Below are 25,512 nucleotides of genomic sequence, written 5' to 3' on the forward strand. Positions count from 1 at the left end.
TCGGCCTGAGCGTCGGGGGGCCGGTTGGCGCAGGCGCTTCACTTCGACCGGGAGGTCTCCGCGGGTTAGAGTGAGCGTTCCCACTCGAGAACAGCAGGAGCCGACCGATGAGCGCCAGTTCAAACGCCCGCGCGGGCCGGATTCTCGAGGACCTCACCTCTGCCGTCGCATCCCTCGACCTGGTCGTCGAGGACGTCACCGTCATGCCTGCGGGCAAGCGCCGCCTGGTGCGCGTGCTGGTGGACCGTGACCTGCGAGGCCTCGATGACACCGATACGACCAGTCAAGTGGCCCCGCTCGACCTGGACCAGGTCGCCGACGCCACCCGGCTGATCAGCGACCGGCTGGACAGCTCGGACGCGATGGGCGAGCAGGCCTACGTGCTGGAGGTCAGCTCGCCTGGCACGGACCGGCCGCTGACCGAGCCGAGACACTTTCGCCGCAACGTGGGGCGACTCGTGGACGTGACGACGGACTCCGGTGAACAGCTGGCCGGACGCATCGTCGAGGCCGACGCTCACGGCATACGCCTGGAGGTGACGGGTGACAAGGGGCGCACCAGCCGGCGAGAGCTGACGTATGCCGAGTGCGCACGAACCCAGGTCCAGGTGGAGTTCAACCGGCCCGACCAGGCCGTCGACCACGCAGATGAAGACGGAGAGGACGACTGATGGACCTCGATATGGCGGCGCTGCGTGCGCTGGAGCGTGAGCGGGACATCCCGATGGATGTGATCATCCCGGCGATCGAGCAGGCGCTGTTGACTGCCTACCACCGGCAGGAAGGTGCCTACCGGCACGCGCGGGTCGAGCTCGACCGCAAGTCGGGGCATGTCATTGTCTGGGGGCGCGAGGACGGGCAGGTCGACGGCGAGGGCAACCGTGAGGATCCGGGGCCGGAGTTCGATGACACCCCAACCGACTTCGGTCGGGTCGCCGCTGCCACCGCGCGCCAGGTCATTGTGCAGCGGATGCGCGATGTCGAGGACGAGGCCGTGCTTGGCGACTTCCGCGGGCGCGAGGGCGACATCATCGCCGGCGTCATCCAGCAGTCCAGTGACCCGCGGGTCGTGCGCGTCGACTTCGGGACCATTGAGGGCTCGCTTCCGGTTGCCGAGCAGGTGCCGGGTGAGCGCTACGGACACGGTGAGCGGCTGCGCTGCTACGTCGTCAGCGTCAAGCGCGGCCCCAGGGGCCCGCAGATCGGGCTGTCGCGCACCCACCCGAACCTGGTGCGCAAGCTCTTCGCGCTGGAGGCACCGGAGATCGCGGACGGCACCGTCCAGATCGCCGCACTGGCACGCGAGGCCGGTCACCGGACCAAGATCGCCGTGCACAGCAAGGTTCCCGGTGTCAACGCCAAGGGTGCGTGCATCGGTCCGATGGGGTCCCGCGTGCGCGCGGTGATGGCCGAGCTGCAGGGGGAGAAGATCGACATCGTCGACTACTCGGAGGACCCGGCGCAGTTCGTGTCGGCGGCGCTGTCGCCCTCACGGGTGCAGTCCGTGGAGATCGTCGATGCGGCGACCCGATCGGCCCGGGTCGTGGTCCCGGACTTCCAGCTGAGCCTCGCGATCGGCAAGGAGGGGCAGAACGCGCGTCTGGCCGCGAAGCTGACCGGCTGGCGGATCGACATCCGCCCGGACACTCCCGCCGCGGGCGGGCATCCGGCGCAGGAGCAGTAAAGACTACGATAGGATGAGGATGAACGGTCGTACGTGCGTGGGCTGCAAGGTTCGCGACGACCGGTTTATGCTGTTGCGGGTGGCTCTGCTCACTGGTGACACTGACGATGTGGATTCGTCCGCGTCCGTGGTGGTGCCGGATGTGCGGGGCCGACTGCCGGGCCGAGGGGCCTGGCTTCACCAATCGACAGGATGCCTCCAGAAGGCCATTCAACGTCGAGCCTTTGGGCGGGCGCTGCGTCTCACCTCGTCGGTGGACGTCACCCGGCTCGAGGCATGGTTCACGCAGCAGCTGAATGCACAGGCCGGATCACCAGGATGCGGTTTCGACATGACCGAAAGCGGGTTTGACGCTGATGAGCACCCGATGAGTACTCAGCGATGAGCACCCCCCAGTAACTGGCGGTCCATGCCACCCGGATATGTCCGGGCTGCCCGGGCCGTCACCACTCGATGAGGAGAAGCGTGGCAAAGGTCCGGGTTCACGAGCTCGCAAAAGAGCTCGGAATTGAGAGCAAACAACTTCTTTCGTACCTCAAGGAACAAGGCGAGTTCGTCAAGACGGCGAGTTCGACGATAGAGGCTCCGGTCGTACGCAAGATCAAGGAAAACCCGCCGCCGGCGACCAAGGCCGCCAGCGGTGCGGACGCCGGCGCGAAGAAGCCGGCAACGCCTGGCAAGCCGGGCGCGGCGAAGCCGGCGCCCAAGCCGGGCGCGGCGAAGCCGGCCGCGGGACCGGCGGCACCGCCCGCAGCGGTGGCGCCCGAGGTCACTCCCGCGGCCCCAGAGGCCACGTCGGTGGTGCCAGAGGTCACCTCGGTGGCCGGGCCCAGTGCGACGCCCGCGGCGCCGGCGCCGAAGGCACCCCAGGCGCCCGAGCCCGTGCAGCAGGAGTCACCTGCCGCCGAGGTCTCCCCACCGGCAAGTGCCGGCGCGGCCCGTCCGCCCAAGCCCGGGGCACCGGCGCCGAAGGCACCGGCCGCCCGGGAGAGTGGCGGCGGTCGCTCGGGTGGGCCCCGTCCGGGCGCCCCGCGTCCGGGCAACAACCCGTACTCGTCAAGCCAGGGCATGCGCTCCGGCAAGCCGGCTCCGCGTCCGGGCAACAACCCGTTCGCGACGAGTCAGGGCATGCCCCGTCCCGCCAGCGCCCGTGGGCGCGGCGAGGGTGCCGGCGGTCCCCGTCCGCCCGCACCACGTCCTGGTGCCGGCAGCGCCGCCGGTGCCGGTGCCGGTGCGCCACGTCCCGGGACAGCACGTCCGAACCCGGGCATGATGCCCGATCGCGCCGCCGTTCGTCCGGGACAGCGGCCCGGTCGCGGTGGTGGTGGCCGCGGTGGTCCCGGTGGCACCGCCGGCGCCGGCGGTGGCGGTTTCGCCGGCCGCAGTGGCGGCGGCGGGTTCCGTGGCCGCGGACCCGGACGCGGTGGCACCCAGGGTGCCTTCGGCCGCGGTGGCGGCAAGGTGCGCGGGCGTAAGAGCAAGCGCGCGAAGCGCCAGGAGTTCGAGCAGATGCAGGCGCCGAGCATCGGTGGCGTCACGGTGCCCCGTGGTGACGGCAAGACCGTCGTGCGGGTGCGGCGTGGTGCGTCGCTGAGCGACTTCGCCGACCGCATCGACGCGAATCCGGCAAGCCTGGTCACGGTGTTGTTCCACCTCGGTGAGATGGCCACCGCGACCCAGTCGCTCGACGAGGACACCTTTGCGCTGCTGGGTGCCGAGCTGGGCTACAACGTGCAGGTGGTCTCGCCGGAGGAGGAGGAGAAGGAGCTCTTCAACGCCTTCAACATCGACCTCGAGGCCGAGGCCGAGGCCGAGGGCGACGATGATCTTGCTCCGCGTCCGCCGGTGGTGACCGTCATGGGTCACGTCGACCACGGTAAGACCCGACTGCTGGATGCGATCCGGCACGCCGAGGTCGCCGAGGGCGAGGCCGGTGGAATCACCCAGCACATCGGCGCGTACCAGGTGCACACCGAGCACGAGGGCAACGAGCGCGCGATCACCTTCATCGACACCCCTGGTCACGAGGCGTTCACCGCAATGCGTGCCCGTGGTGCGAAGGTGACCGACATCGCGATCCTGGTCGTCGCGGCCGACGACGGTGTCATGCCGCAGACCATTGAGGCGTTGAACCATGCCCAGGCGGCGGACGTGCCGATCGTGGTGGCGGTCAACAAGATCGATGTCGAGGGCGCCAACCCGGACAAGGTGCGCCAGCAGCTCACCGAATACAACCTGATTGCCGAGGAGTACGGCGGCGACACGATGTTCGTCAACGTCTCTGCGAAGCAGGGTGACAACATCGAGGGTCTGCTCGAGGCCGTGCTGTTGACGGCAGATGCGTCGCTGGACCTGCGCGCCAACCCGGACAAGGACGCCCGAGGCGTGGCCATCGAGGCCAACCTGGACCGCGGCCGAGGCGCAGTGGCCACGGTGCTGGTGCAGAGTGGCACGCTGAAGGTCGGCGACGCCATCGTCGCCGGTCAGGCACACGGCCGAGTGCGCGCGCTGCTCGACGAGCACGGCAACCATGTCGACGAGGCGGGCCCGTCCCGTCCGGTGCTGGTCATGGGGCTTGCCTCCGTGCCGCGTGCCGGTGACACGTTCATCGTGGCGCCGGACGACCGCACGGCGCGCCAGATTGCCGAGAAGCGTGAGGCTGCCGAGCGGCAGGCCTCGCTGGCCAAGGCGCGCAAGCGCATCAGCCTGGAGGACCTCAACGAGGCCCTTGCCGCAGGCAAGGTCGAGACACTGAACCTGATCCTCAAGGGCGATGTCTCCGGTTCGGTCGAAGCGCTCGAGGACGCGTTGATGCAGATCGACGTCGGCGACGAGGTCGATCTGCGGATCATCGACCGCGGTGTCGGGTCGATCACGATGAACAACATCAACCTTGCCGTCGCCTCCGACGCGGTGATCATCGGCTTCAACGTGCGAGCCGAGGGTCAGAACGCGGAGTACGCCGACAAGGAAGGCGTGGAGATCCGCTACTACTCGGTGATCTACCAGGCCATCGAGGAGCTCGAGGCTGCCCTGAAGGGCATGCTCAAGCCGGAGTTCGAAGAGGTCGAGCTGGGTACCGCCGAGATCCGTGAGATCTTCCGGTCCTCCAAGTTCGGCAACATCGCCGGTTCGCTCGTGCGATCGGGTGAGATCAAGCGTGGCACCAAGGCGCGGATCACCCGTGACGGGGTCGTTGTCTCCGAGGGCGTCGAGGTGGCCGGTCTGCGGCGCTTCAAGGACGACGTCACCGAGGTCCGTGACGGTTTCGAGTGCGGTATCAACCTCGGGTCGTACAACGACCTGCAGGTTGGCGACCTCATCGCGACCTATGAGATGCGGGAGAAGCCGCGCGACTGACGAGCTGACCGTCGAGCGGAGTAGTTAACCGTCGAGTGGAGTAGACATTTCTACTCCACTCGACGTGTTTGTGCTCCACTCGGCGCCGGGGCCCCCGCGAAGTACCGAGCGAGGTACGAGTGAGGACTTCGTGGGGTGCGGTGGGGTGGGTCGGATACCTTGGCGGGCATGCCTGAATACCTGGTGCTGGTCGCGCCGTCCGCCAACCGGGTGTATGCCGATGCCGCACCCCTGCTGGTCGAGGCCGAGGCACGCGTGGTGGCGTCGGCGCTCGCCGGACCCGACGTGTCGGTCCTGCGCACGGTGCTTGCGGGGGTGGACTACGTCCAGGTGCAGGTGCTCGAGGACACCCAGGGGCGCGGCCTACGGGCCCTGTCGAACCTGTCGGCGACGCATGCGATCTTCCAGCGCGAGGGTGAACTGCTGCGACCGGTCCCGCTTGCGCGGATGGAGCGGTATCCGAGCGACCTGCTGACGATCCAGAAGTATCGCGGCAAGACCAACGAGCAGTGGACCCGACTGGTGCTGAACGTGACGGCGGCGGCCGCCCGGCGCCCGGAGCGGTGGCTGGACGGGGGCCTGGTGGTGCTTGACCCGATGTGCGGTCGCGGCACCACGCTGAACCTCGCCATGAGCTGCGGTTATGACGTCATCGGGGTGGACCTGGATCGCCAGGACTATGAGGCCTACGGTGCGTTCATCAAGACGTGGCTGCGCCAGCATCGACTCAAGCACACGGTGAGCGAGGGCGCGCTACGCATCTCGGGTGAGAACCGAGGGCGCCGGCTGGAGCTGCAGGCGGCTGCGACGAAGGACGCGTTCAAGACCGGTGACCTGCAGCAGGTGACCTACCTCAGCACGGACACCACGGCGTTGGACGGGCTGCTGAAGTCGGCGAGCGTCGACCTGATCGTGACGGACACGCCCTATGGGGTGCAGCACGGCTCGCATGGCGATCGGCTGTCCCGACGACCCCTGGAGCTGTTGGCGACGGCCTTGCCGGGCTGGACGCGGATCCTGCGCGCGGGCGGAGCCGTGGGACTGTCGTACAACCGGCACGTCGCGCCGCAGGACGAGCTGGCGGACCTGTTGCGTGCCAACGGGTTGGAATGCGTGCAGGGGCCGGGATATGACGACCTTCGGCATCGCGTCGATGCGTCGATCGATCGAGATCTGATCGTGGCGCGCAAGGCCTGAGCCGGCACCTCACGTCGTCGCGGGCACCGGCGCCGAGGCCATGGAACGCACGAGCAGTGCGGCAGCGCCCAGCTGAGTGGCACCGCCCAGCAGCAGCAGCTCGTAGAGCGGACGGCCGACAAGGACGCCGGCGAGCGCGGCCCCGATGCTGGCGGCGCTGATCTTGAGGCTTGCACCCGTCGTGAAGATCTGCGAGCTCAGCCTCGACGGTGTGTCTCGATATCGAATTCCCATGAGCTGCACCAGTGCTGGGCCGTCGCCGATGCCGATGATGGCCGCACCAGTCACGACCGTGACCGCGCTGGGCGCCGCGGTGACGGCGAATCCGGCCGTCGTGATCATCATGCTGAGGGCGAGCAGCCCGTCCGGTGCGACGCTCGTCGGCCATCGCGAGAGAGCCAGCGTTGTCAGCCCGGCGGTGGCTGCCGTGACCGACAGCAGCATGGCTCCGTGTCCAGATCCGCCCAGCTCGGCGATGCCGATCCGCGGAGCAAGCACGTCGAACATGCCGATGCCGACGAAACGACAGGCAGGATGAGGCCGTTGCGCGGCGCAGGGTCGCGGTGCGTCGGATGACCTGGAGGCCTGACCGGATGTCCCGGACGATGTCACCGGCCGCCGCCGGTCGTGTCGGTGTGCCGCGGTGGGGGAGCCGGATCGCCGTGCTCGCGGCGGCCGTCAGGAGCGCGGCGACCGCCGCCATTCCGGCGGTGGGCCCGAGTGTCTCGGCGAGCAGACCCGCAGCGGCCGGCCCGAGCAGTCCCGCCACGCTGTACGTCGTCGCGTCGAGTGCCTGGAGGTGCCGCAGGCGCGTGGCGGGGACGATGAGGTCCAGCTGGGAGGTCCAGCCGCCGGCGATGGCCGGACCGGCGAGTCCGGATCCGAACGCGATTGCCGCGAGAGCGATCGGTGCGGCTGTCCCAATGACGGCCGTGAGCACAGCCATGCCGGCGGCATACAGCAGCAGGCACCCGGCGAGAAACCGGCCGGGTCGTCCCGCTCGATCGAGGAGCGCGCCGAGCAACGGGCCCCCGAGCGCGGCGGACGCGGTCAGAGCGGCGACCAGGAGCGGCGGGACGGAACCGGGCAGGCTCGTCGTCATGGCGAGCAGGAGCAGGGCCGTCGAAGACATCGCGTCGGCCGTGCGTGCCGCGGTGCTTCCGCCGAGGTAGACTGCGGCCCTGTAACGCCTTGACATTCAATACATGTTACATGATAGTCGTCAGATGGAGTCGGAGTTTCGTGGCAGCCCCCGCGACGTAGCGGTCCGCGCGGTGGACGTGATGGCCGCGCTCGACCGTGCCGAGCAGGATCAGCTCGCGGCGGTGCGAGAGGTCTTGCGGCGCTATGGCGAGGATGGCGTCGACGATCTGACTGGCCCGCAGGTCGAGGGGCTGCGCGCCGCATCCGACCAGCTGCGTCCGATCGTCGAGGCCGCCGACGCGTCGGCGGCAGCGGCTGCGCTGAACGACGTGCTTCGGGCCTACGGTGGGACACCACGGGTCACTTCGCACGGCGGGTCCCCATGGCACCTGCACATCGACGAGGACGACGACGGGGCGTGGGTGACGTGGTTCATGTCCTCCACCGCGATGGCGCTCGCAGTGCTGCTCACCGAGAGCCAGGCGCCGCCACTTGCTCCATGCGGTTCGCCGTCGTGTCGTCGGGCTTTCGTGCGCAGTATGCGGGGCGCTCCGCGTCGGTACTGTTCACGCACCTGTGGCACCCGCGAACGAGTGGCGCAGCTGCGCGCAGGGCGTGCGGCCGACACCTGATCGGCCGCATAGACTTGTCGGCAGGTCGGGCCGACCGTCGCGGAGGGTCCGGCCATCATCCACCAACGCCACCAGCGGGAAGGACGTGCAGACATGGCTGACCCGGCACGCGCACGCAAGATCGCCGAGCGCATCAAGGCACTTGTCGCCCAGTACCTCGAACACCGGATCAAGGACGAGCGCCTCGGATTCATCACCGTCACCGACGTCCGGGTGACCGGTGACCTGCAGCACGCGTCGGTCTTCTACACCGTATTCGGCAGCGACAAGGAGCAGGAGGACACCACGGCTGCCCTCTGGGACGCCCGTGGGCGGATCCGCTCCCATGTGGGCCAGGGCCTCGGCATCCGGCTGACGCCCTCGCTGGAGTTCATCCGCGACGCCATCCCGGAGGGAGCCGCGCAGATCGAAGAGGCGCTGAAGGTCGCCCGGGAGCGTGATGCGGAGCTGGCCCGATCGGCCGGCAGTGCCGGCTACGCGGGTGACGAAGATCCCTACAAGAAGCCCTGACTCCGTGCGGGACGGCCTGCTGATCGTCGATAAGCCGGCGGGTTGGACCAGCCACGACGTCGTCGGCCGCGCCCGGCGGCTTGCGCACACCCGGCGAGTCGGTCATGCCGGCACGCTGGATCCCATGGCCACCGGGGTGCTTGTCCTCGGCATCGGCCGTGCGACCAAGCTGCTGACCTACCTGGTGGGGTGCGACAAGGCATACACCGCCACCATCCGCCTGGGCCAGTCGACGGTGACCGATGACGCCGAGGGCGAGATCACCGGGGAGTATGACGTGAGCGACCTGCGGGACGATGCGATCCTGGGCGAGGTGGGCCGTCTGACCGGCGACGTCCAGCAGGTGCCGAGCAGCGTCAGCGCGATCAAGATCGGGGGCAAGCGATCCTATGCGCGCGTCAGAGGCGGCGAGGACGTCACGCTGCCTGCACGTGCGGTGCGGGTTGAGAGATTTCAGGTGGTCGCTCGACGAGATCACGACGGCGTGAGTGACCTTGAGGTTGAGGTTGAGGTCTCGTCGGGCACTTACGTGCGGGCGCTTGCCCGGGATCTCGGTGCCGCGCTCGGTGTCGGCGGGCACCTGACCGCCCTGCGCCGCACCCGGGTGGGGACCTTCACGCTCGACGCGGCACGCCCACTGGAGGAGCTGTGTGCTCTTGAGCTCGAGGAGCTTCCGGTGCTCCCGATGGGTGCGGCCGCCGGGCGGCAGCTGGCCGTGCGGGTAGTGAGCGAGCAGGAGGCCGTGGATCTGCGACATGGCAAGCGCCTCGCGCCCGCGGGCGCATCGCCGGAGCCGGTGGCCGCACTGAGCGAAGACGGCGAGCTGATCGCCATCCTGGACGAGGGGGAGCACGAGGCCCGATCGCGCGTTGTCTTCCCGGAGCGTCCCTGACGGGCCGAGCGGAGCGAGGACTTCGTGGGTGGGGGCACCTCCCGCTTGCGGGGGAACTAGAGTTGCGGCCGTGCTTCGCCTCACTGATGTCTCCCAGGTGCCGGACGACTTCGGCCCCAGTGTTGTCACCATCGGCAACTTCGATGGGGTGCACCGCGGGCATGCCGCGCTGCTGGCCTCCGTTGTGGGTCGGGCCCGTGAGACCGGTCTGCGCAGTGCGGCCGTGACGTTCGACCCGCACCCGCTCGCCGTGCTCTACCCCGACAAGGCTCCGTCGCTGATCGAGTCCCTGCCGGAGAAGCTGGACCGGATGGCAGACATTGGGCTGGATGTCGCACTGGTTCTGCCCTTCACCCGTGAGCTTGCCGCGATGACTCCGGAGGAGTTCGTGCGGGAAGTCTTCGTGCGCGGCCTGCATGCGCGCCACATCGTGGTGGGCCGGGACACCAGGTTCGGCGTCAAGAACTCTGGCAACGTGGACACGCTGCGACAGCTCAGCAGGGCCTCTGGGTTCGAGGTGCAGGTGCTCGCCGATGTCGGCACCGGGCACCGCTACTCCTCGACTCAGGTCCGTGAACGGCTGGCGGCGGGTGATGTGGAGGGTGCTGCGGCCGTGCTCGGCCGCCCGCACGAGGTGGGCGGCATCGTCGTTCGGGGCTTGCGGCGTGGGCATGAGCTGGGCTTTCCCACCGCGAACCTCTGCGAGGAGGTGTCCGGGATGGTTCCCGCGGACGGCGTGTATGCGGGCTGGCTGGTGCGGGACGACAAGTCGGCGGATGACCCCGACCACCGGATGCCGGCAGCCATCTCCGTTGGGACCAACCCGACCTTCGACGATGTCCTGCAACGCACGGTCGAGGCGCATGTGATCGACCGTGACGACCTGGACCTCTACGGTGAGGCTGTTCATGTGCAGCTGGTGCAGCGGCTGCGGGGGAACACCCGCTTCGAGTCGATCGACGCGCTGGTCACGCAGATCGGTGCCGATGTCGACCAGGCCCGCCAGATCCTGCGTGGCACCGCCTGAAACGAGCCGACCACGTCGTTTGACTTCCTGCCCCTCAATTCGGGTTACTGACGCGTATGGTGGCAGGCCAGGGCCCGGCGACGGCGAGCGTGCCCACTCAGTAGCCTGTGCGACACACTGCCGGTAGCCGGCGATGCTGAACGAGAATTGGGAGAAACCATGGTGATGACGGTCGCGGATGAGAAGCCGGACACTGCGGTGATCGAGCGTCGGGCGCGGTCGGTCGCCCATCTGTTCATCGATCGCGTCGGCAAGACGCCGTATGCGGAGGCCTACCGTTACCCGAGCGACGGCACGTGGAAGTCGCTGACCTGGAAGCAGGTCGATGTCCAGGCGCGCAACATTGCCGCCGGGCTGGTCTCGCTGGGGGTTGCGCCCGAGGAACGGGTCGCGATCGCGTCGGCGACCCGCCTGGAGTGGGCGGTGGCAGATCTGGGGGTCATGCTCGCCGGCGCCGCGACCACGACGATCTACCCCACGACGACCGTCGACGACACCCTGTACATCGTGGCGGACTCCGGCAGCCGCGTCGTCTTCGCGGAGGACGACGGGCAGCTCGACAAGCTGCGGGGCGGCCGAGACCGGGTCGCGGACGTGATGAAGGTCGTGACCTTCGACGGCACCGGCGACGGTGACTGGGTCATCACGCTGGACGAGCTGGAGGCGTTGGGAGCGTCCTACCTGAAGGAGCACGCCGACGTGATCGAGGAGCGGGTCGCCGAGATCACGCCGAGGCGTCTTGCCACCCTCATCTACACCTCGGGCACCACCGGTCGGCCGAAGGGCGTGCTGCTCTCGCACGACACGTGGACCTACGAGGCAGCCGCGGTGGACTCGGTCAAGCTGTTGAACGCCGACGACCTGCAGTATCTCTGGCTGCCGCTCGCGCACGTCTTCGGCAAGATCTTGCTGACGCTGCCGCTGCAGGTCGGCTTCCCCACGGCCATCGACGGCCGGGTCGACAAGATCATCGACAACCTGCCGATCATTCGACCAACCTGGATGGGCGCCGCACCGCGCATCTTCGAGAAGGTCTACGGCAGGATCACGACCATGATGGAGGACGAGGGCGGCGCGAAGGCGAAGCTCTTCACCTGGGCCTCGGCCAACGGCAAGCAGGTCGCCGAGCAGCGTTCTGCCGGCGGCAAGGCCGGCTTGGGGCTGGCGCTCAAGCACAAGGTCGGCGATGCGGTCGTGCTGTCCAAGATCCGTGAGCGCTTCGGCGGGCGGGTTCGGTTCTTCATCTCCGGCTCGGCCGCGCTGAACAACGACGTGGCTCGGTGGTTCGACGCCATGGGTATGCCGGTGCTGGAGGGCTACGGCCTGACCGAGACCGGCGCGGCCTCATGCGTCAACCGCCCATATGCCAACGCGATCGGCACCGTTGGCTGGCCGATCCCCGGCACCGAGGTCAAGATCGCCGAGGACGGCGAGGTCTTGATCAAGGGACCCGGCGTCATGATGGGGTACCGCGGCCTGGACGAGGCGACCGCCGAGTCGCTGGTCGACGGCTGGTTCCACTCGGGTGACATCGGTGAGCTGACGCCGACCGGGCACTTGAAGATCACCGATCGCAAGAAGGACCTGTTCAAGACCTCCAACGGCAAGTACGTCGCGCCCAGCCAGATCGAGTCGATGTTCAAGGGGCTGTGCCCGTACGCCTCGCAGCTGGTCGTCGAGGGGGACGGGCGCAAGTTCGTCTCGGCGCTGATCACGCTAGACGAGGAGGCCGTCGCAGATTGGGCCAAGGGCAAGGACGGTCTCGACGGCAAGGACTACCGCACCGTCGTGACGTCCCCCGCGGCTCGGACGATGGTGCAGGGCTACGTCGACGAGCTCAACGCGCAGCTCAACCGGTGGGAGCAGATCAAGAAGTTCGTGATCCTGCCGCGCGATCTGACCGTGGAGGACGGCGAGGTCACGCCGAGCCTCAAGCTGCGGCGCAAGCTGGTCATCGACAAGTTCAAGGCCGATCTGGACAAGCTCTACACGGACTAGGGGTGTCGACCCGTGCTCAGAAGCCGCCGAGCAGGCGGGTGAGGTAGGCGTCCAGCAGCGTCGTCAGCCGGCCGGGGTCCAGGTTGTCCGGACAGGTGATCGCGTCGAACATCAGACCGTCGGCGACGGCGAGCAGTAGTGCGGCCTCATCTCGGGCGGACAGCAGGAAAGTGGAGACTGGTTTCCCCTGGGACCCGGCGCGCTCGATGACCTCTGCCAGCTGGCCGGTGATCTGTGCCAGCGTCTCCGCCTGCACGGCGGCGAGCCGTGGCGACGTTGCAGCTCGAGCGGCGAAGGCGACATAGACCCGCGCTTCGCGCTGCCTCGTCGCATCAAGTGGCAGCAGCTCGCGAAGGACCAGGGACAGGTTCTGCGCGATGGATTGCCCGAGCGGGACCTGGCGGACCCGGTCGGTGGTGGCCCGCACGATGTGTTCGAACACGAACACGAGCATGTCGTCCTTCGTGCGGAAGTGGTGCTGAACTGCGCCGATCGAGACCCCGGCCTCGCTCGCGACTTCGCGGATACTGGCGCGTTCCAGGCCATGATCGGCAATGACTGCGCACACGGCCTCAGCCAGTCGGATCGCCGGACTGACGTCAGCGGGGGTTGACTCACGCGCCATGAGGCATACCATACAGTCGTATGAAAAAATACAATCGTATTGGAAATGCACGGGGGGTGATCCTGCCTCTGGTTCTCGCCTCGGCTGCGTGGGCCGCTTTGCAGTGGGTGCAGGTGGCGGTGGGGCTCAGCGGCCGGACGACGGCGTTGTGCTGGATGACCGTGCTGCCGCTGAACGTCCTCGTGACCCTCGCGGTGCCACGATGGAAGTCGGCAGCGGTTCGGTTCGTTCAGCGTTGGATGGTCAACCCGCCGGTGCGGTGGTTGCTGCATCTGGGTGTCATGCCGCTGGGCTACGCGCTGCTTGAGACTCGCGGTCGCACCTCGGGCAAGCCGCGACGCACGCCGGTGGGTAAGGGCATGATCGGCGGCACGTTCTGGCTGGTCGCCGAGCACGGCATGCGCGCGGGGTACGTGCGCAACATCGAGCGCGATCCGCACGTCCGGCTGCGCATGCGGATCGGTCTGCGGTTCCGGTGGGTGGAGGGGATCGCGTCGTTGCACCCGGAGCTGGATCCGGCGAGGGTGCAAGGGCGGCTGGCGAGGTGGCATCCGCTGCGGGCGTTCAACGCGATGCAGGTGCAGGTGCTGGGCAGCACACTGCTGGTCGTGCGAATCGACCTGCCGGCTGCGGGCTGGAACGGGGCATCCACCTCGTTCCGATCGGTTCCGGCGACCTGAGCGTGCGTCACTCGCCCGGGTAGACGACCCCGACCTGCCGCCGGACCTCGTCCATCACCCGCATCACCGCGCGGGACGACTCCCAGGTCATTCGCTCGCTCTGCTGGCGTCCTCCGGCGACACAGCGAGCGACTTCGGCAGCCTCGAACTGAAAGCCGTTGGGCACGTGACCATCCCACTCCTCGACGATGGTGCGCTCGGAGTCAGCGCGGCGCAGCCGCACGACGTTCGGCTGGTAGAAGTCGCCGTCGATCTCCAGGCTGCCCTCGGTGCCGGACACGACGGCCGTCGTTGGGGTCTTGGTCCAGAGCGTCGTGTCGGCCTGGGCCAGCCGCCGGCCGGAGTAGCCGAGCACCACTGACACGTGACCGTCCACGCCGGTCTCGGTGAGGTGGCCGATCGCAGCGACCTGCGCTGGTTCGCCGAGCAGATCGATGATGAACGACACCGGGTAGACGCCGAGGTCGAGCATGGCGCCGCCCGCAAGTGCGGGATCCTTCAGTCGGTGGTCCGCGGGAAGGTCGAGTGCCTGGCCGTGATCGGCCGTCACCTGGACGATCTCACCGATCGCCCCCGCCGCGACCCGCTCGCGCAGCCAGTCGATGTGGGGCAGGTGCCGGGTCCACATCGCCTCCATCGCGAAGACGCCCGCGCTCTTCGCGGCGGCCAGGATCTCCTCGACCTCGCCGCTGTTGCGTGCGAGCGCCTTCTCGACGAGCACATGCTTGCCGGCGTTGATCGCCAGCAGGGCGTGATCGCGGTGCGCCGAGTGCGGCGATGCGACATACACGGCCTCGACCCCCTCGTCGGCCACCAGATCCGCATACCCCTCGTGCACCCGGGGTATGCCGTGCAGCCGGGCGAAGTCCTGGGCGCGGGCGATGCTGCGTGAGCCGACTGCGACCACCGACCCACGGGTGAGGTCGGTGACCGCTTCGGCAAACTTGTGGGCGATTCCACCCGGAGCGATGATTCCCCAGCGCAGGGCTGGGGCGTCGGTGGGCTCTGGCACCGTCATGGCGGGCCTCCTCGGTCGGGGGAGCGGATGCACGCCAGTATTCCCGATGGTGCCGAGTCTGGAAACGCGTCAAAGGTGCCCAGGAGGCGCCGTAGCTGGGGTCCTGGGTCGGCAGGGGCAGATCGGTGACGCGTTGGTGGCTGCCCCCGACGACCGACTGTGCGATACTCGATGGTGGCGGTGCACACACCACAACGTGTCCATCTCCCGTCGAGTCCCGACCGCACGCGCGCCTGATGGCGGCGACTGCAGGACCCGGACCGACGGCGCCAGGTGCTGGTGCCGCGCAGTGCGCGAGCCGCATCGGACGTAGCAGCCGACTTCCGTCGGGCAACCTTTACAGGTGTCGCGGCGGCCAAACCGCAGGATGCGGGCGTGTGGGCCAGTGGCCCCTGAGTTGTGGGCGTCCTGCTTCCTGGCAGTTAAGGACGGGCATGGCCCCCCAGGACGACAACGACTCATCGGTGAACAACTCGCAGGATGCGGGCGTGGCGAGCGAGGCTCCCACTGCGCAGGCCGCACCCGCATTCGGCCTCCTTTTCCAGGCGCCTGACCCGGTGACTCGGGCACCCAGCCCGGAGCCGGAGCGTGACCAGACGGCCCCGCGTGCCGAGCGAGGGGACGACGACTCCGCCGACCAGGACGGCGAGGGCGGCGCTCGAGGTCGCCGTCGCGGTGGTCGCGGACGTCGACCGAAGAACGGCGACGGCACGGGGTCGGACGAGCAGGACAACGCCGGCAAGGGCGACACCGGGAACGAGGACGCGGGCAGGGACGACGCCGGCTCCAACGGTCGGCGCGACGCCAACGACAAGACGCAGAAGGGCAAGTCCGGCGGCAAGAAGGAGGCCACCAAGGGCGGCGCCTCCGCCGACCAGGGCAGGTCCGGCACGGGCAACAACGGCCCGGAGGACTCCACCGACGGCGCCAAGGACGACGACTCCGCGAGTGATGGGGGTCGTCGCCGCACCCGCCGTCGTCGACGCAGCGGATCCGGATCGGCCGACGGGGAGGACCCGCCCGGCACCGTGACCAAGGTCCGCGAACCGCGCAAGGAGCGGGACGAGGTGACGGCCATCAAGGGGTCGACCCGCCTTGAGGCCAAGAAGCAGCGTCGCCGTGAGGGCCGTGAGGCGGGCCGGCGGCGCACCGTCATCACCGAGGCCGAGTTCCTGGCACGGAGGGAGAGTGTCGAGCGCAGCATGGTCGTGCGCGAGCGCGAGGGTCGCACCCAGATCGGCGTCCTCGAGGACGGCGTGCTGGTCGAGCACTACGTCTCTCGAGACACCCAGCAGGCATCCATGGCGGGCAACGTCTACCTGGGCAGGGTGCAAAATGTCCTGCCCAGCATGGAGGCGGCGTTCGTCGACATCGGTCGTGGCCGCAACGCGGTGCTCTATGCGGGTGAGGTCAACTGGGACGCGGCGGGCATGGACGGTCAGCCCAAGCGCATCGAGAACGCCCTCAAGTCCGGGCAGACCGTCCTGGTGCAGGTGACCAAGGACCCGATCGGGCACAAGGGCGCGCGGCTGACCTCTCAGATCTCGCTGCCCGGCCGCTTCCTGGTCTATGTGCCGGGGCACTCCATGACGGGCATCTCGCGGAAGCTGCCCGACATCGAACGCAGTCGGCTGAAGAAGATTCTCAAGGAGGTCGTGCCTTCCGAGGCGGGCGTCATCGTGCGGACCGCGGCGGAGGGGGCCAGTGAGGAGGACCTGCGCGCCGACGTCGAGCGGCTGCAGGGAGCCTGGGAGAAGATCCAGGCCGACAGCAAATCGAAGTCCGGTGCCGCCCCGTCGCTGCTGCACGGCGAGCCGGACCTGACCGTTCGCGTGATCCGCGATGTCTTCAACGAGGACTTCGCCAAGATGGTCATCTCTGGTGACCGCTCCTGGGACCTCGTCAGCGAGTATGTCGGGTCGGTCGCGCCCGATCTGGCAGACCGCCTGGAGAAGTGGACCGGAACGCAGGACGTCTTCACCGTTCACCGCATCGACGAGCAGATCGCCAAGGCGATGGACCGCAAGGTCTGGCTGCCCTCGGGTGGTTCGCTGATCATCGACCGGACCGAGGCGATGACCGTGATCGACGTCAACACCGGCAAGTTCGTCGGCTCCGGCGGCAATCTCGAGGAGACGGTGACCAAGAACAACATCGAGGCCGCCGAGGAGATCGTGCGTCAGCTGCGGCTGCGTGATATCGGCGGCATCATCGTGGTCGACTTCATCGACATGGTGCTCGAGTCGAACCGTGACCTGGTCGTGCGCCGGCTCCTGGAGTGCCTGGGCCGCGACCGCACCAAGCACCAGGTGGCCGAGGTGACGTCGCTCGGGCTCGTCCAGATGACCCGGAAGCGGGTCGGCAGCGGCCTCATCGAGGTGTTCTCCGAACCCTGTGAGCACTGTGGCGGGCGTGGGCTCATCGTGCACGACCACCCGGTGGAGAAGCAGTCCGGCGGACCCAGCAGCACCGGGAGCGGGGGATCGCGCAGCCGCAAGGGCAAGGGTCGCAAGAACGAGGACGGCGAGCAGTCCGGTGCCAAGCAGCCGGAGACGCCGAAGTCGTCCGATGGACCCACGGCCGCGCAGATCGCCGCCGCGGCCCACGCCGCGGCCTTGAGCGCCGGTGACAGGGACGCCGCCTCGCCCGCGGCAGACGGTGGGCAGACGGCACCGGTGGTGACCGGCCGGGCGAGGAGGTCGGAGGCACCCGCTGCCCAGCCGGAATCCGCGCCCGAGCAGCCCCGGCAGGCCACGACCGAACCCGCGACCGAAACCGTGGCCGTCCCGGACGTGACCGCCCCGGCCGTGGCAGCACCGACGGCAGCCGCCGCCAAGCCGCGGAAGAAGCGCAAGCGAGTCGTGGCACCGGCCGGACCGCCGAATTTGGTCGGAGAGTAGCCGCCCGGTACGCTTGATCCTCGGTGCGCCCACCGAGCCGACGTCTCATCCGTGAGGTAGCTGTTGGCCGGTTCAGACAGAGCGAGTGCACTCTTTAGCGAAAGTGAGTTACACGTGTACGCGATTGTTCGCGCGGGCGGTCGTCAGGAGAAGGTTTCCGTCGGCGACACGCTCATCATTGACAAGGTCACCGCGTCGGCCGGCCAGAGCATCGACCTGAAGCCGCTGCTGCTGGTGGACGGCGACGCCGTGACCTCGGACGCGTCCAAGCTGGCCACGGTGAAGGTGACGGCAGAGGTCCTGAAGTCCGCGAAGGGCCCGAAGATCACGATCGTGAAGTACAAGAACAAGACGGGTTACCGCAAGCGTCAGGGCCACCGTCAGCCGCTGACGCAGGTCAAGGTCACCGCGATCGAGGCCTAGACCGTCACCCCGCGAAGTTCTCCGCTCGTCCCTCGCTCCGATACTGCGCGGGGATCCCGAACAGACTTCACCCGACTCACCCACGACTAGTAAAGGCTTGTAGACATGGCACACAAGAAGGGCGCATCCTCCTCCCGCAACGGGCGCGACTCGAATGCCCAACGACTCGGCGTGAAGCGCTTCGGCGGCCAGCTCGTCGCCGCGGGCGAGATCATCGTTCGGCAGCGTGGCACACACTTCCACCCCGGTGAGGGAGTCGGCCGCGGGAACGACGACACGCTCTTCGCGCTTCGCGCGGGTGCCGTGGAGTTCGGCGCCAAGCGTGGCCGCAAGACGGTCAACATCGTCGAGCACGACGAGCAGGTCGCTTCGGCCTGAGGCCCGGCAAACGTTCATACCTCGGATGGAGGGGTGGGTCCCACAGTGGGCCCACCCCTTCAGCCATAGCCTGGTTCCATCCATCCCTTCGAAGGAGATCCTCCGTGGCTACGAATTTCGTCGACCGCGTCATGCTGCACGTGGTCGGTGGCAATGGTGGTCACGGCATTGCGTCAGTTCACCGTGAGAAGTTCAAGCCGCTCGGTGGCCCCGATGGTGGCAACGGCGGACGCGGCGGCGATGTGGTCCTGGAGGTCGACCCGCAGTCGACGACCCTGCTCGAGTACCACCACACTCCGCACCGACGGGCGACGAACGGCAAGCCGGGCGCCGGAGACGAGCGATACGGCGGCGACGGCGAGGACGTGGTGCTGCCGGTGCCGGAGGGCACGGTCGTCAAGACGAGGGACGGTCAGGTGCTCGCCGACCTGGTTGGGATGGGCACCCGGTATATCGCGGCCCGCGGCGGCCGAGGTGGCCTGGGCAACAAGGCGCTGGCGTCCATGCGGCGCAAGGCGCCCGGTTTCGCGCTGCTCGGCGAGCCCGGTGACGAGCAGGACATCCTGCTCGAGCTCAAGACACTCGCGGACGTTGCCTTGATCGGTTTCCCGTCCGCCGGCAAGTCCAGCCTGGTCTCGGTCATGTCGGCAGCGAAGCCGAAGATTGCCGACTACCCCTTCACCACGCTGGTGCCCAACCTCGGGGTTGTCACGGCCGGCGGCGATCGCTACACGATTGCCGATGTGCCCGGCCTGATCCCGGGTGCCAGCGAGGGCAAGGGCCTCGGACTGGAGTTCCTGCGGCACGTCGAGCGCTGCTCGGTCCTGGTGCACGTCATCGACTGCGCCACCCTCGAGCAGAACCGCGACCCGATGAGCGATCTCGACGCGATCGAGCACGAGCTGTCGGAGTATGTCGCGGACGACTCCCTCGGCGGGCGTCCACTGGCGGAACGCACCCGGATCGTCGTGCTCAACAAGGCCGATGTGCCCGATGCGCGGGAACTGGCCGAGATGGTGCGCCCAGATCTCGAGGCACGCGGGCTCGAGGTGCACGTGGTCTCCGCGGTCGCGCACGTCGGGCTGAAAGAGCTGAGCTTCTCGTTGGCCAGGCACGTCACCGCTGCCCGTGACGAGGTCGAAGCAGCCGTCCCGACCCGGATCGTGCTGCGTCCCAAGGCCGTTGACGACTCGGGTTTCACGGTCCGCAAGGAGCGGACCTCCGACGGCGAGCTGTTCCGCGTGGTCGGAGACCGTCCCACCCGGTGGATCCGGCAGACGGACTTCAGCAACGACGAGGCGATCGGCTACCTGGCGGACCGGCTCAATCGCCTCGGAGTCGAAGATGCCCTCTTCAAGGCGGGTGCGGTGCCCGGTTCTACGGTGCTCATCGGCCCTGAGGACAACGCGGTCGTCTTCGACTGGGAGCCAACCATGCAGGCCGGCGCCGAGCTGCTCGGCTCCCGCGGCACCGACCTGCGCCTGGACGAGGCCCAGCGGCCCACCCGCGCCGAGCGGCGTGATCAGTTCCACGCGCGCAAGGATGGTCAGCGAGAGGCACGCGAGGAGCTCATGGCAGAGCGTCGTGCCGGCCTGTGGACCGAGCGGCCCCCCGTGGAGGTCGACGACGCCGGTGACGATGACGACTGACCTGCGAGCACGGGTCGCATCGGCGTCACCACTGGTCGTCAAGGTCGGTTCCAGCTCGCTCACGGGCCCCGAGGGCGGCATCGCAGCTGAACGGCTGGCCGCCCTGGTCGAGGTGCTGGCCGCGCGACGGGCAGCGGGCAGCCAGGTGGTGCTGGTCTCCTCGGGCGCCATTGCCGCCGGGCTGACACCCCTCGGCCTCTCCGTGCGGCCACGAGACCTGGCGACCCAGCAGGCAGCCGCAAGTGTCGGTCAGGGCGCGCTGGTGGCCGCATACAGCGCGCAGTTCGCAAGGCACGGCCTCCTGGCCGGGCAGGTCCTGCTCACCGCCGACGACGTGACGCGGCGCGGGCACTACGTCAACGCCCGGCGCACACTGGAGAAGCTGCTGGCGATGGGCGTGGTCCCCGTGGTCAACGAGAACGACACGGTGGCCACCCACGAGATCCGGTTCGGCGACAACGACCGGCTGGCCGCCCTCGTGGCCCATCTGATCAATGCCGAGGCGCTGATCCTGCTGTCTGACGTCGATGCGCTGTATGACGGGCCACCGCGCCGGCCCGGGTCGTGCCGGATCGACTTTGTGCCCGACGCCGATGACCTCGGCGGAGTCGACCTCGGCGGCTCCGGCTCAGGGGTGGGCACCGGCGGCATGGTCACCAAGGTCGAGGCGGCGCAGATCGCCACGTCGGCAGGGGTGACGACCCTGCTGACCTCGACCCCCCTGGCGCAGCGTGCACTGGCCGGGGAGGACGTGGGCACGGTCTTCGCGCCCACGCACGCCCGGGGGAGGGCCCGCCAGCTGTGGCTCGCCTACGCCGCCTCCTCGCGTGGAGCGCTGACGCTCGATGACGGCGCGGTGGAGGCAGTGACTCGTCACGGGAAGTCGCTGCTACCGGCGGGGATTCGTTCGGTCACCGGACGCTTCGTCTCTGGTGATGCGGTCGACCTGGTCGATCTTGCGGGACGGGTGGTCGCGCGAGGCCTGGTCAACTACGACTCACGGGACCTGCCGGGGCTGCTGGGGCGCAGCACACGCGACCTGGCGCGCCAACTAGGCGCCGAGTACGAGCGGGAGGTTGTCCATCACGACGATCTCGCAATGCTGAGGCGGGGGAGACGATGAGTGATGACGACGCCGCGACGGGGGATCCGGCCGTGACCCACGGCGACGACTCGGGCCACGAAGCGCTGCCCGCGCAGGACGTCGCAGCGCAGCAGCCTGCCGAGCGGGAGTGGTGGGACGACCCTCGGATGCCGTGGAAGGGCAAGCCCCGCAGGGTCGACATCGCCTGTTGGGCCTCGTTCTGCGTGATCGGCATCTACGGCCTGGTGACGCTGCCACTTCGCCCGATCCTGTTGAGCTTGAACACCTATGTCCTGGCCGCGGTCAGCGGATCCAGCATCGCGATGGTCGACTTCGGCACGCAGCTGCGGGCCGGCACGTCGCATTTCGGGTGGTTCGGCCTGCTCTTGGGCGCGCTGTCGGTGATGAAGTTCGACTGGATCTTCTGGTGGGCCGGCCGGTTGTGGGGGCACGGCATCATCGAGGTGGTCGCCGGCCGGTCTCGGTGGGCGGCACGCACGGCCCACCACGCCGAGCGGCTCGCCGACCGTTTCGGTGCCCCCGCGGTTGTCCTGGCCTGGTTCATCCCGTTCATCCCCACCGCGATCGTGGACGCGTTCGTCGGCAATGCCCGGATGAAGCTGCGCAACTTCCTGCTGCTCGACTTTGCGGCAGCGGTCGTCAACCGCGGCATCTACTTCTACCTCGGCTACCGGATCGGCGCGCCGGCCAAGCATCTCGTCGACCTCATCAGCAAGTACAGCTACTACATCTCGATCGTGCTCGTCGTCGGAATCATCGCCAGCAGCATCATCCGCAGCCGGCGGCAACGCGCCTAACTACCATTGGTCTCATGAGCATCCCATCCGCGCAGGTCATCGATCGGATCCAGCAGACGGCGCGGCGAGCCCGGGTGGCCGCCAAACGCCTGGCGCTGCTGCCGCGCGCCGAGAAGGACCGGGCGCTGCTCGCGCTCGCGGACGCGGTCGCCGCGGCCACCGACGATGTCGTGGCCGCCAACGCGGTGGATCTTGCCCGCGGCCGCTCGCACGGCATGCCGGAGAGCCTGCAGGACCGCCTACGCCTGACGCCCGAGCGGGTCGCAGCGATCGCGCAGGCGCTGCGTGACCTCGCCTCGCTCCCCGACCCGGTCGGAGAGGTGGTCCGCGGCTCCACGCTCGCGAACGGCCTGCAGATCCGGCAGGTGCGGGTCCCGATGGGTGTGGTCGGGATGGTCTATGAGGCGCGACCGAACGTCACGGTTGACGCTGCGGGCCTCGGCCTGAAGAGTGGCAACGCGATGATCCTGCGGGGCGGGTCGGCCGCCGCGAGCAGCAACGCCGCGCTGGTCGGAGTGCTGCGGGACGCGCTCGCCGCGCAAGGGCTGCCGGTGGACTCGGTGCAGCTGCTCGACGGCGGCCACGACGATGTGACTGCTCTGATCACCGCCCGGGGACTGGTGGACCTCGTGATACCGCGCGGCGGGGCCGAGCTGATCCAGGCGGTCGTCCTCGAGGCGACCGTGCCGGTCATCGAGACCGGCATCGGCAACTGCCACGTCTATGTCGACGCCGGCGCCGACCTGGCCATGGCGCACGACATCGCGATGAACTCCAAGACCCACCGGCCCAGCGTCTGCAACGCGGCCGAGTCGCTGATCGTGCATCAGGACGTGGCGCAGGAGTTCCTGCCGAAGATCCTCGTCGACCTGGCGGCCGCCGGCGTGCGGCTGTATGCCGACGAGGCGGCCGGCCGCGCGGCCGCGTCCACCGGCACGGCATACCTGCCGGTCACGGACACGCAGTGGGGCAAGGAGTTCCACGGGCTGGAGATGAGCGTCGGCGTGGTGTCGTCGCTGGCTGCCGCCATCGAGCACATCGACCGCTTCGGGACGGGGCACACCGAGGTCATCGTCACGAACGACCGCGTGGCCGCGCGACGGTTCACCGCCGAGGTGGACGCCGCCGCCGTCATGGTCAACGCCTCGTCCCGGTTCACCGACGGCGGGGAGTTCGGATTCGGCGCCGAGATCGGGATCTCCACGCAGAAGCTGCACGCCCGGGGGCCGATGGCGCTGCCCGAGCTCACCAGCACCAAGTGGGTCGTCGAGGGTGACGGGCAGGTGCGCTGACCAACCCGGTAGCATGCGGCTATGACCTCGTCCCTTGTATCGCTGAACGCAACGGCTCCGGTGCCGCCGCTGCACGAGAATGCGCTGCCGATGCCCCATATCTTTTACGGGATCATCGCGATCTGCGTATTCCTGGCCTTGCTCGCGATCCTCTGGTCGTTCCGCAACGTCGCCAGCAAGACCCGCCCGACGAGGCCGCAGGGGAAGTCGGAGCACTGACCACTCGCCTCGGTGTGATGGGCGGCACGTTCGATCCCATCCACCATGGTCACCTGGTCGCGGCCAGCGAGGTGCAGTCGCTGCTGGGGCTCGACGAGGTGCTCTTCGTGCCGACCGGCCGACCCTGGCAGAAGCAGGGTCGTGATGTCGCGCCCGCCGAGCACCGCTATCTCATGACGGTGATCGCGACCGCGTCCAACCCGAGGTTCAGCGTCAGCCGGGTCGACATCGACCGGCCGGGGCCGACGTACACGATGGACACCCTCCACGACCTGCAGCAGCAACGTCCCGACGCCGAGCTGTTCTTCATCACCGGCGCCGACGCGCTGGCCCAGATCGTGTCCTGGAAGGGCATCGACCGGATGTGGGAGCTTGCGCACTTCATCGGGGTCACGCGCCCCGGCCACGTGCTCTCCGATGCCGGGTTGCCCCAGGAGCGCGTGACGCTCCAGGAGGTGCCGGCCATGGCGATCAGCTCGACCGAGTGCCGTCGCCGCGTCGACTCGGGCCAGCCGATCTGGTATCTCGTGCCGGACGGTGTGGTGCAGTACATCGGCAAGTATCAGCTTTACCGCTCCCCGCCCGGGGACCTTCAGGAGGAGTAGACGTGGTCGCGACGCAGCGGGCGCTCGATCTGGCACGCGCAGCGGCAGCCGCCGCGCAGGACAAGCTGGCGACATCGGTGACTGCCATCGATGTGAGCGACCAGCTTGCGCTGACCGATGTCTTCGTCGTGGCCGCGGCCGACAACGAACGCCAGGTGTCCGCGGTGGTGGATGCCGTGGAGGAGCGGTTGCACGCGTTGCAGGCCAAGCCCGTGCGCCGGGAGGGCCAGCACGAGGGCCGTTGGGTGCTGCTGGACTTCGGAGACATCGTCGTGCACGTCCAGCATGAGGAGGAGCGCGACTTCTACGACCTTGATCGTCTGTGGGGGGACTGCCCGACCATCGACCTCACGGCATGAGCGCGTCGACCAACCGGGTCGAGCAGCCACGCCGGCTGATCATCTGGCGGCACGGCCAGACCGGTCACAACGCCCGTGGTGTCTGGCAGGGCCAGCACGATGTGCCGTTGTCGAAGAAGGGGCTCCGACAGGCCGACGAGGCGGCGAAGCACCTCGCGGCATACAAGCCGGTCGAGATCGTGGCCAGTGACCTGTCCCGGGCGGCCTCGACCGCGCAGGCGCTGTCGAACGTGACCGGTGTGCCGGTGACGTATGACGCGCGGATGCGGGAGATCGACGTGGGGCAGTGGTCCGGTCTGGACTCCGCTCAGGTGCGCTCTCGCTATGGCGATGTGCTCGACAGGGTGGACCAGGGGGAGGATCTGCAACGGGGCGAGACGGGCGAGACCGTTGCCCAGGTCGCCCGGCGCGCTCGAGAGGCCGCCGACGAGCTGATCGGACGACTGCCGGTCGGTGAGTGCGCGGTCATCGCCAGTCACGGGGTGACCAGCCGGGCGCTGGCGGCATCGCTCGTCGGGATGGACCAGCATACGGCGTGGACGTCGTTGGTCGGGATGGGCAACTGCCGTTGGACTACACTTGTAGAATCTCGAACCGGATGGCGCATCGAAGGGTGGAACTCGTGCCGCTGATGTCCCCGCATCGACTCCAGTGCCGGCGGATTTGGTGACCGGGTCGGGTTTTCGTTAGAGTGTGGCAGTCGCCGTTCGCGGGGACGCACCCACTTGGGGCATTGGCGCAGTTGGTAGCGCGCTTCCATGGCATGGAAGAGGTCAGGAGTTCGAATCTCCTATGCTCCACCAAAGTGCTCGTATGAGAACTCTGCACCTCGGCAACGCCAGCACTGCAGACGTCAGAACCACCCACCGGGGTCACCCGGTGGGTGGTTTCGTTTTGTTGCTCCTGCATCTCACGGTGTACGCGAGCTGGCACGACGCGTGACAGCAGCTCCTCGAATGGCTGGTTGTAATCGACCCGGACCCTGCGCTCACGACTGTCGTGATCCTCGTCGATGTAGA

The 25,512-nt window shown here is 68.5% G+C and carries 25 protein-coding genes, 1 tRNA gene and 1 pseudogene; 23 read left to right on the forward strand and 4 right to left on the reverse strand.

All coding sequences use genetic code 11. The features are described from left to right. The first annotated feature begins 107 nt into the window (after nucleotides 1-107). The 5 genes from rimP (at nucleotide 108) to FGL98_RS17595 (ending at nucleotide 6,241) form a co-directional block, all read left to right on the forward strand. The gene (gene rimP / locus FGL98_RS17575; protein WP_146318848.1) at nucleotides 108-671 is read left to right on the forward strand and encodes a ribosome maturation factor RimP; all 564 of its coding nucleotides are present in this window, start codon (nucleotides 108-110) and stop codon (nucleotides 669-671) included. After that, complete coding sequence (gene nusA, locus FGL98_RS17580; RefSeq protein ID WP_146318850.1) at nucleotides 671-1,684, forward strand: transcription termination factor NusA; 1,014 nt, start codon at nucleotides 671-673, stop codon at nucleotides 1,682-1,684. The genes rimP and nusA overlap by 1 nt, the downstream gene beginning before the upstream one ends. 19 nt (nucleotides 1,685-1,703) lie before the next feature. Further along, entirely contained in the window at nucleotides 1,704-2,069 is a 366-nt protein-coding gene (locus FGL98_RS17585) for a YlxR family protein (protein WP_146318852.1), read from the forward strand. An 80-nt stretch (nucleotides 2,070-2,149) separates the two neighbouring features. Further along, nucleotides 2,150-5,044, forward strand: coding sequence for a translation initiation factor IF-2 (infB, locus tag FGL98_RS17590; protein WP_146318854.1), 2,895 nt, complete (start codon nucleotides 2,150-2,152; stop codon nucleotides 5,042-5,044). Between the two features lie 168 nt (nucleotides 5,045-5,212). Next, nucleotides 5,213-6,241, forward strand: coding sequence for a TRM11 family SAM-dependent methyltransferase (locus FGL98_RS17595; RefSeq protein ID WP_146318856.1), 1,029 nt, complete (start codon nucleotides 5,213-5,215; stop codon nucleotides 6,239-6,241). Nucleotides 6,242-6,250: 9 nt separating this feature from the next. Here FGL98_RS17595 and FGL98_RS17600 read toward each other — a convergent pair whose 3' ends face one another. Both FGL98_RS17600 and FGL98_RS27180 read right to left on the reverse strand, forming a co-directional pair. After that, nucleotides 6,251-6,748, reverse strand: coding sequence for an MFS transporter (locus tag FGL98_RS17600; protein WP_146318858.1), 498 nt, complete (start codon nucleotides 6,746-6,748; stop codon nucleotides 6,251-6,253). Nucleotides 6,749-6,806: 58 nt separating this feature from the next. Then, nucleotides 6,807-7,439 (reverse strand): annotated as a pseudogene (locus tag FGL98_RS27180) (MFS transporter); the annotation flags it as partial. Nucleotides 7,440-7,467: 28 nt separating this feature from the next. On the opposite strand from FGL98_RS27180, the gene FGL98_RS17610 reads away from it, so the two are divergent. The 5 genes from FGL98_RS17610 (at nucleotide 7,468) to FGL98_RS17630 (ending at nucleotide 12,443) form a co-directional block, all read left to right on the forward strand. Further along, the gene (locus FGL98_RS17610; RefSeq protein WP_186526235.1) at nucleotides 7,468-8,016 is read left to right on the forward strand and encodes a CGNR zinc finger domain-containing protein; all 549 of its coding nucleotides are present in this window, start codon (nucleotides 7,468-7,470) and stop codon (nucleotides 8,014-8,016) included. A 93-nt stretch (nucleotides 8,017-8,109) separates the two neighbouring features. After that, nucleotides 8,110-8,526 carry a 30S ribosome-binding factor RbfA gene (rbfA, locus tag FGL98_RS17615; protein WP_146318862.1) on the forward strand — a complete coding sequence of 139 codons (417 nt, stop codon included), beginning with the start codon at nucleotides 8,110-8,112 and terminating at the stop codon, nucleotides 8,524-8,526. Between the two features lie 4 nt (nucleotides 8,527-8,530). Continuing rightward, entirely contained in the window at nucleotides 8,531-9,418 is an 888-nt protein-coding gene (truB, locus tag FGL98_RS17620; RefSeq protein ID WP_246136618.1) for a tRNA pseudouridine(55) synthase TruB, read from the forward strand. A 70-nt stretch (nucleotides 9,419-9,488) separates the two neighbouring features. Beyond that, complete coding sequence (locus tag FGL98_RS17625) at nucleotides 9,489-10,445, forward strand: bifunctional riboflavin kinase/FAD synthetase (RefSeq protein WP_146318866.1); 957 nt, start codon at nucleotides 9,489-9,491, stop codon at nucleotides 10,443-10,445. A gap of 159 nt (nucleotides 10,446-10,604) precedes the next feature. After that, a complete protein-coding gene (locus FGL98_RS17630) occupies nucleotides 10,605-12,443 on the forward strand; it encodes an AMP-dependent synthetase/ligase (RefSeq protein ID WP_146318868.1) in 1,839 nt (612 codons plus the stop codon). Between the two features lie 16 nt (nucleotides 12,444-12,459). Here FGL98_RS17630 and FGL98_RS17635 read toward each other — a convergent pair whose 3' ends face one another. Beyond that, entirely contained in the window at nucleotides 12,460-13,068 is a 609-nt protein-coding gene (locus FGL98_RS17635) for a TetR/AcrR family transcriptional regulator (protein WP_186526236.1), read from the reverse strand. A gap of 20 nt (nucleotides 13,069-13,088) precedes the next feature. Here FGL98_RS17635 and FGL98_RS17640 point away from each other — a divergent pair, with 20 nt between their 5' ends. After that, nucleotides 13,089-13,748: a nitroreductase/quinone reductase family protein gene (locus FGL98_RS17640; RefSeq protein WP_222432243.1), complete on the forward strand. Its 660-nt coding sequence runs from the start codon at nucleotides 13,089-13,091 to the stop codon at nucleotides 13,746-13,748. A 7-nt stretch (nucleotides 13,749-13,755) separates the two neighbouring features. Here FGL98_RS17640 and FGL98_RS17645 read toward each other — a convergent pair whose 3' ends face one another. After that, nucleotides 13,756-14,766, reverse strand: a complete 1,011-nt coding sequence (locus FGL98_RS17645) for a Gfo/Idh/MocA family protein (RefSeq protein WP_146318872.1) — start codon at nucleotides 14,764-14,766, stop codon at nucleotides 13,756-13,758. A gap of 434 nt (nucleotides 14,767-15,200) precedes the next feature. Here FGL98_RS17645 and FGL98_RS17650 point away from each other — a divergent pair, with 434 nt between their 5' ends. The 12 genes from FGL98_RS17650 (at nucleotide 15,201) to FGL98_RS17705 (ending at nucleotide 25,296) form a co-directional block, all read left to right on the forward strand. Continuing rightward, the gene (locus FGL98_RS17650) at nucleotides 15,201-17,666 is read left to right on the forward strand and encodes an Rne/Rng family ribonuclease (RefSeq protein ID WP_425461008.1); all 2,466 of its coding nucleotides are present in this window, start codon (nucleotides 15,201-15,203) and stop codon (nucleotides 17,664-17,666) included. A gap of 114 nt (nucleotides 17,667-17,780) precedes the next feature. Beyond that, nucleotides 17,781-18,089, forward strand: a complete 309-nt coding sequence (gene rplU, locus FGL98_RS17655) for a 50S ribosomal protein L21 (RefSeq protein ID WP_146318876.1) — start codon at nucleotides 17,781-17,783, stop codon at nucleotides 18,087-18,089. 105 nt (nucleotides 18,090-18,194) lie between these two features. After that, nucleotides 18,195-18,467, forward strand: a complete 273-nt coding sequence (rpmA, locus tag FGL98_RS17660) for a 50S ribosomal protein L27 (RefSeq protein ID WP_146318878.1) — start codon at nucleotides 18,195-18,197, stop codon at nucleotides 18,465-18,467. Between the two features lie 104 nt (nucleotides 18,468-18,571). Continuing rightward, nucleotides 18,572-20,116: a GTPase ObgE gene (obgE, locus tag FGL98_RS17665; RefSeq protein ID WP_146318880.1), complete on the forward strand. Its 1,545-nt coding sequence runs from the start codon at nucleotides 18,572-18,574 to the stop codon at nucleotides 20,114-20,116. Next, nucleotides 20,106-21,239: a glutamate 5-kinase gene (gene proB / locus FGL98_RS17670; protein WP_146318882.1), complete on the forward strand. Its 1,134-nt coding sequence runs from the start codon at nucleotides 20,106-20,108 to the stop codon at nucleotides 21,237-21,239. Before obgE ends, proB begins: the two co-directional genes overlap by 11 nt. Further along, nucleotides 21,236-22,018, forward strand: a complete 783-nt coding sequence (locus FGL98_RS17675; protein WP_146318884.1) for a DedA family protein — start codon at nucleotides 21,236-21,238, stop codon at nucleotides 22,016-22,018. Before proB ends, FGL98_RS17675 begins: the two co-directional genes overlap by 4 nt. 14 nt (nucleotides 22,019-22,032) lie before the next feature. After that, nucleotides 22,033-23,310, forward strand: a complete 1,278-nt coding sequence (locus FGL98_RS17680) for a glutamate-5-semialdehyde dehydrogenase (RefSeq protein ID WP_146318886.1) — start codon at nucleotides 22,033-22,035, stop codon at nucleotides 23,308-23,310. Between the two features lie 21 nt (nucleotides 23,311-23,331). Then, nucleotides 23,332-23,529 (forward strand): hypothetical protein, encoded by a 198-nt coding sequence (locus FGL98_RS17685; RefSeq protein ID WP_146318888.1) that lies wholly within the window; start codon nucleotides 23,332-23,334, stop codon nucleotides 23,527-23,529. A gap of 17 nt (nucleotides 23,530-23,546) precedes the next feature. Next, nucleotides 23,547-24,134, forward strand: a complete 588-nt coding sequence (nadD, locus tag FGL98_RS17690) for a nicotinate-nucleotide adenylyltransferase (RefSeq protein ID WP_146318890.1) — start codon at nucleotides 23,547-23,549, stop codon at nucleotides 24,132-24,134. Nucleotides 24,135-24,136: 2 nt separating this feature from the next. Continuing rightward, nucleotides 24,137-24,493: a ribosome silencing factor gene (rsfS, locus tag FGL98_RS17695; RefSeq protein ID WP_146318892.1), complete on the forward strand. Its 357-nt coding sequence runs from the start codon at nucleotides 24,137-24,139 to the stop codon at nucleotides 24,491-24,493. Next, nucleotides 24,490-25,125, forward strand: a complete 636-nt coding sequence (locus tag FGL98_RS17700) for a histidine phosphatase family protein (protein WP_146318894.1) — start codon at nucleotides 24,490-24,492, stop codon at nucleotides 25,123-25,125. The genes rsfS and FGL98_RS17700 overlap by 4 nt, the downstream gene beginning before the upstream one ends. 95 nt (nucleotides 25,126-25,220) lie before the next feature. Further along, a tRNA-Ala gene (locus FGL98_RS17705) sits at nucleotides 25,221-25,296 on the forward strand. The last annotated feature ends 216 nt before the right edge of the window (nucleotides 25,297-25,512 follow it).

Origin of the sequence: Leekyejoonella antrihumi (assembly GCF_007845645.1) — a bacterium.
Taxonomy (GTDB): domain Bacteria; phylum Actinomycetota; class Actinomycetes; order Actinomycetales; family Dermatophilaceae; genus Leekyejoonella; species Leekyejoonella antrihumi.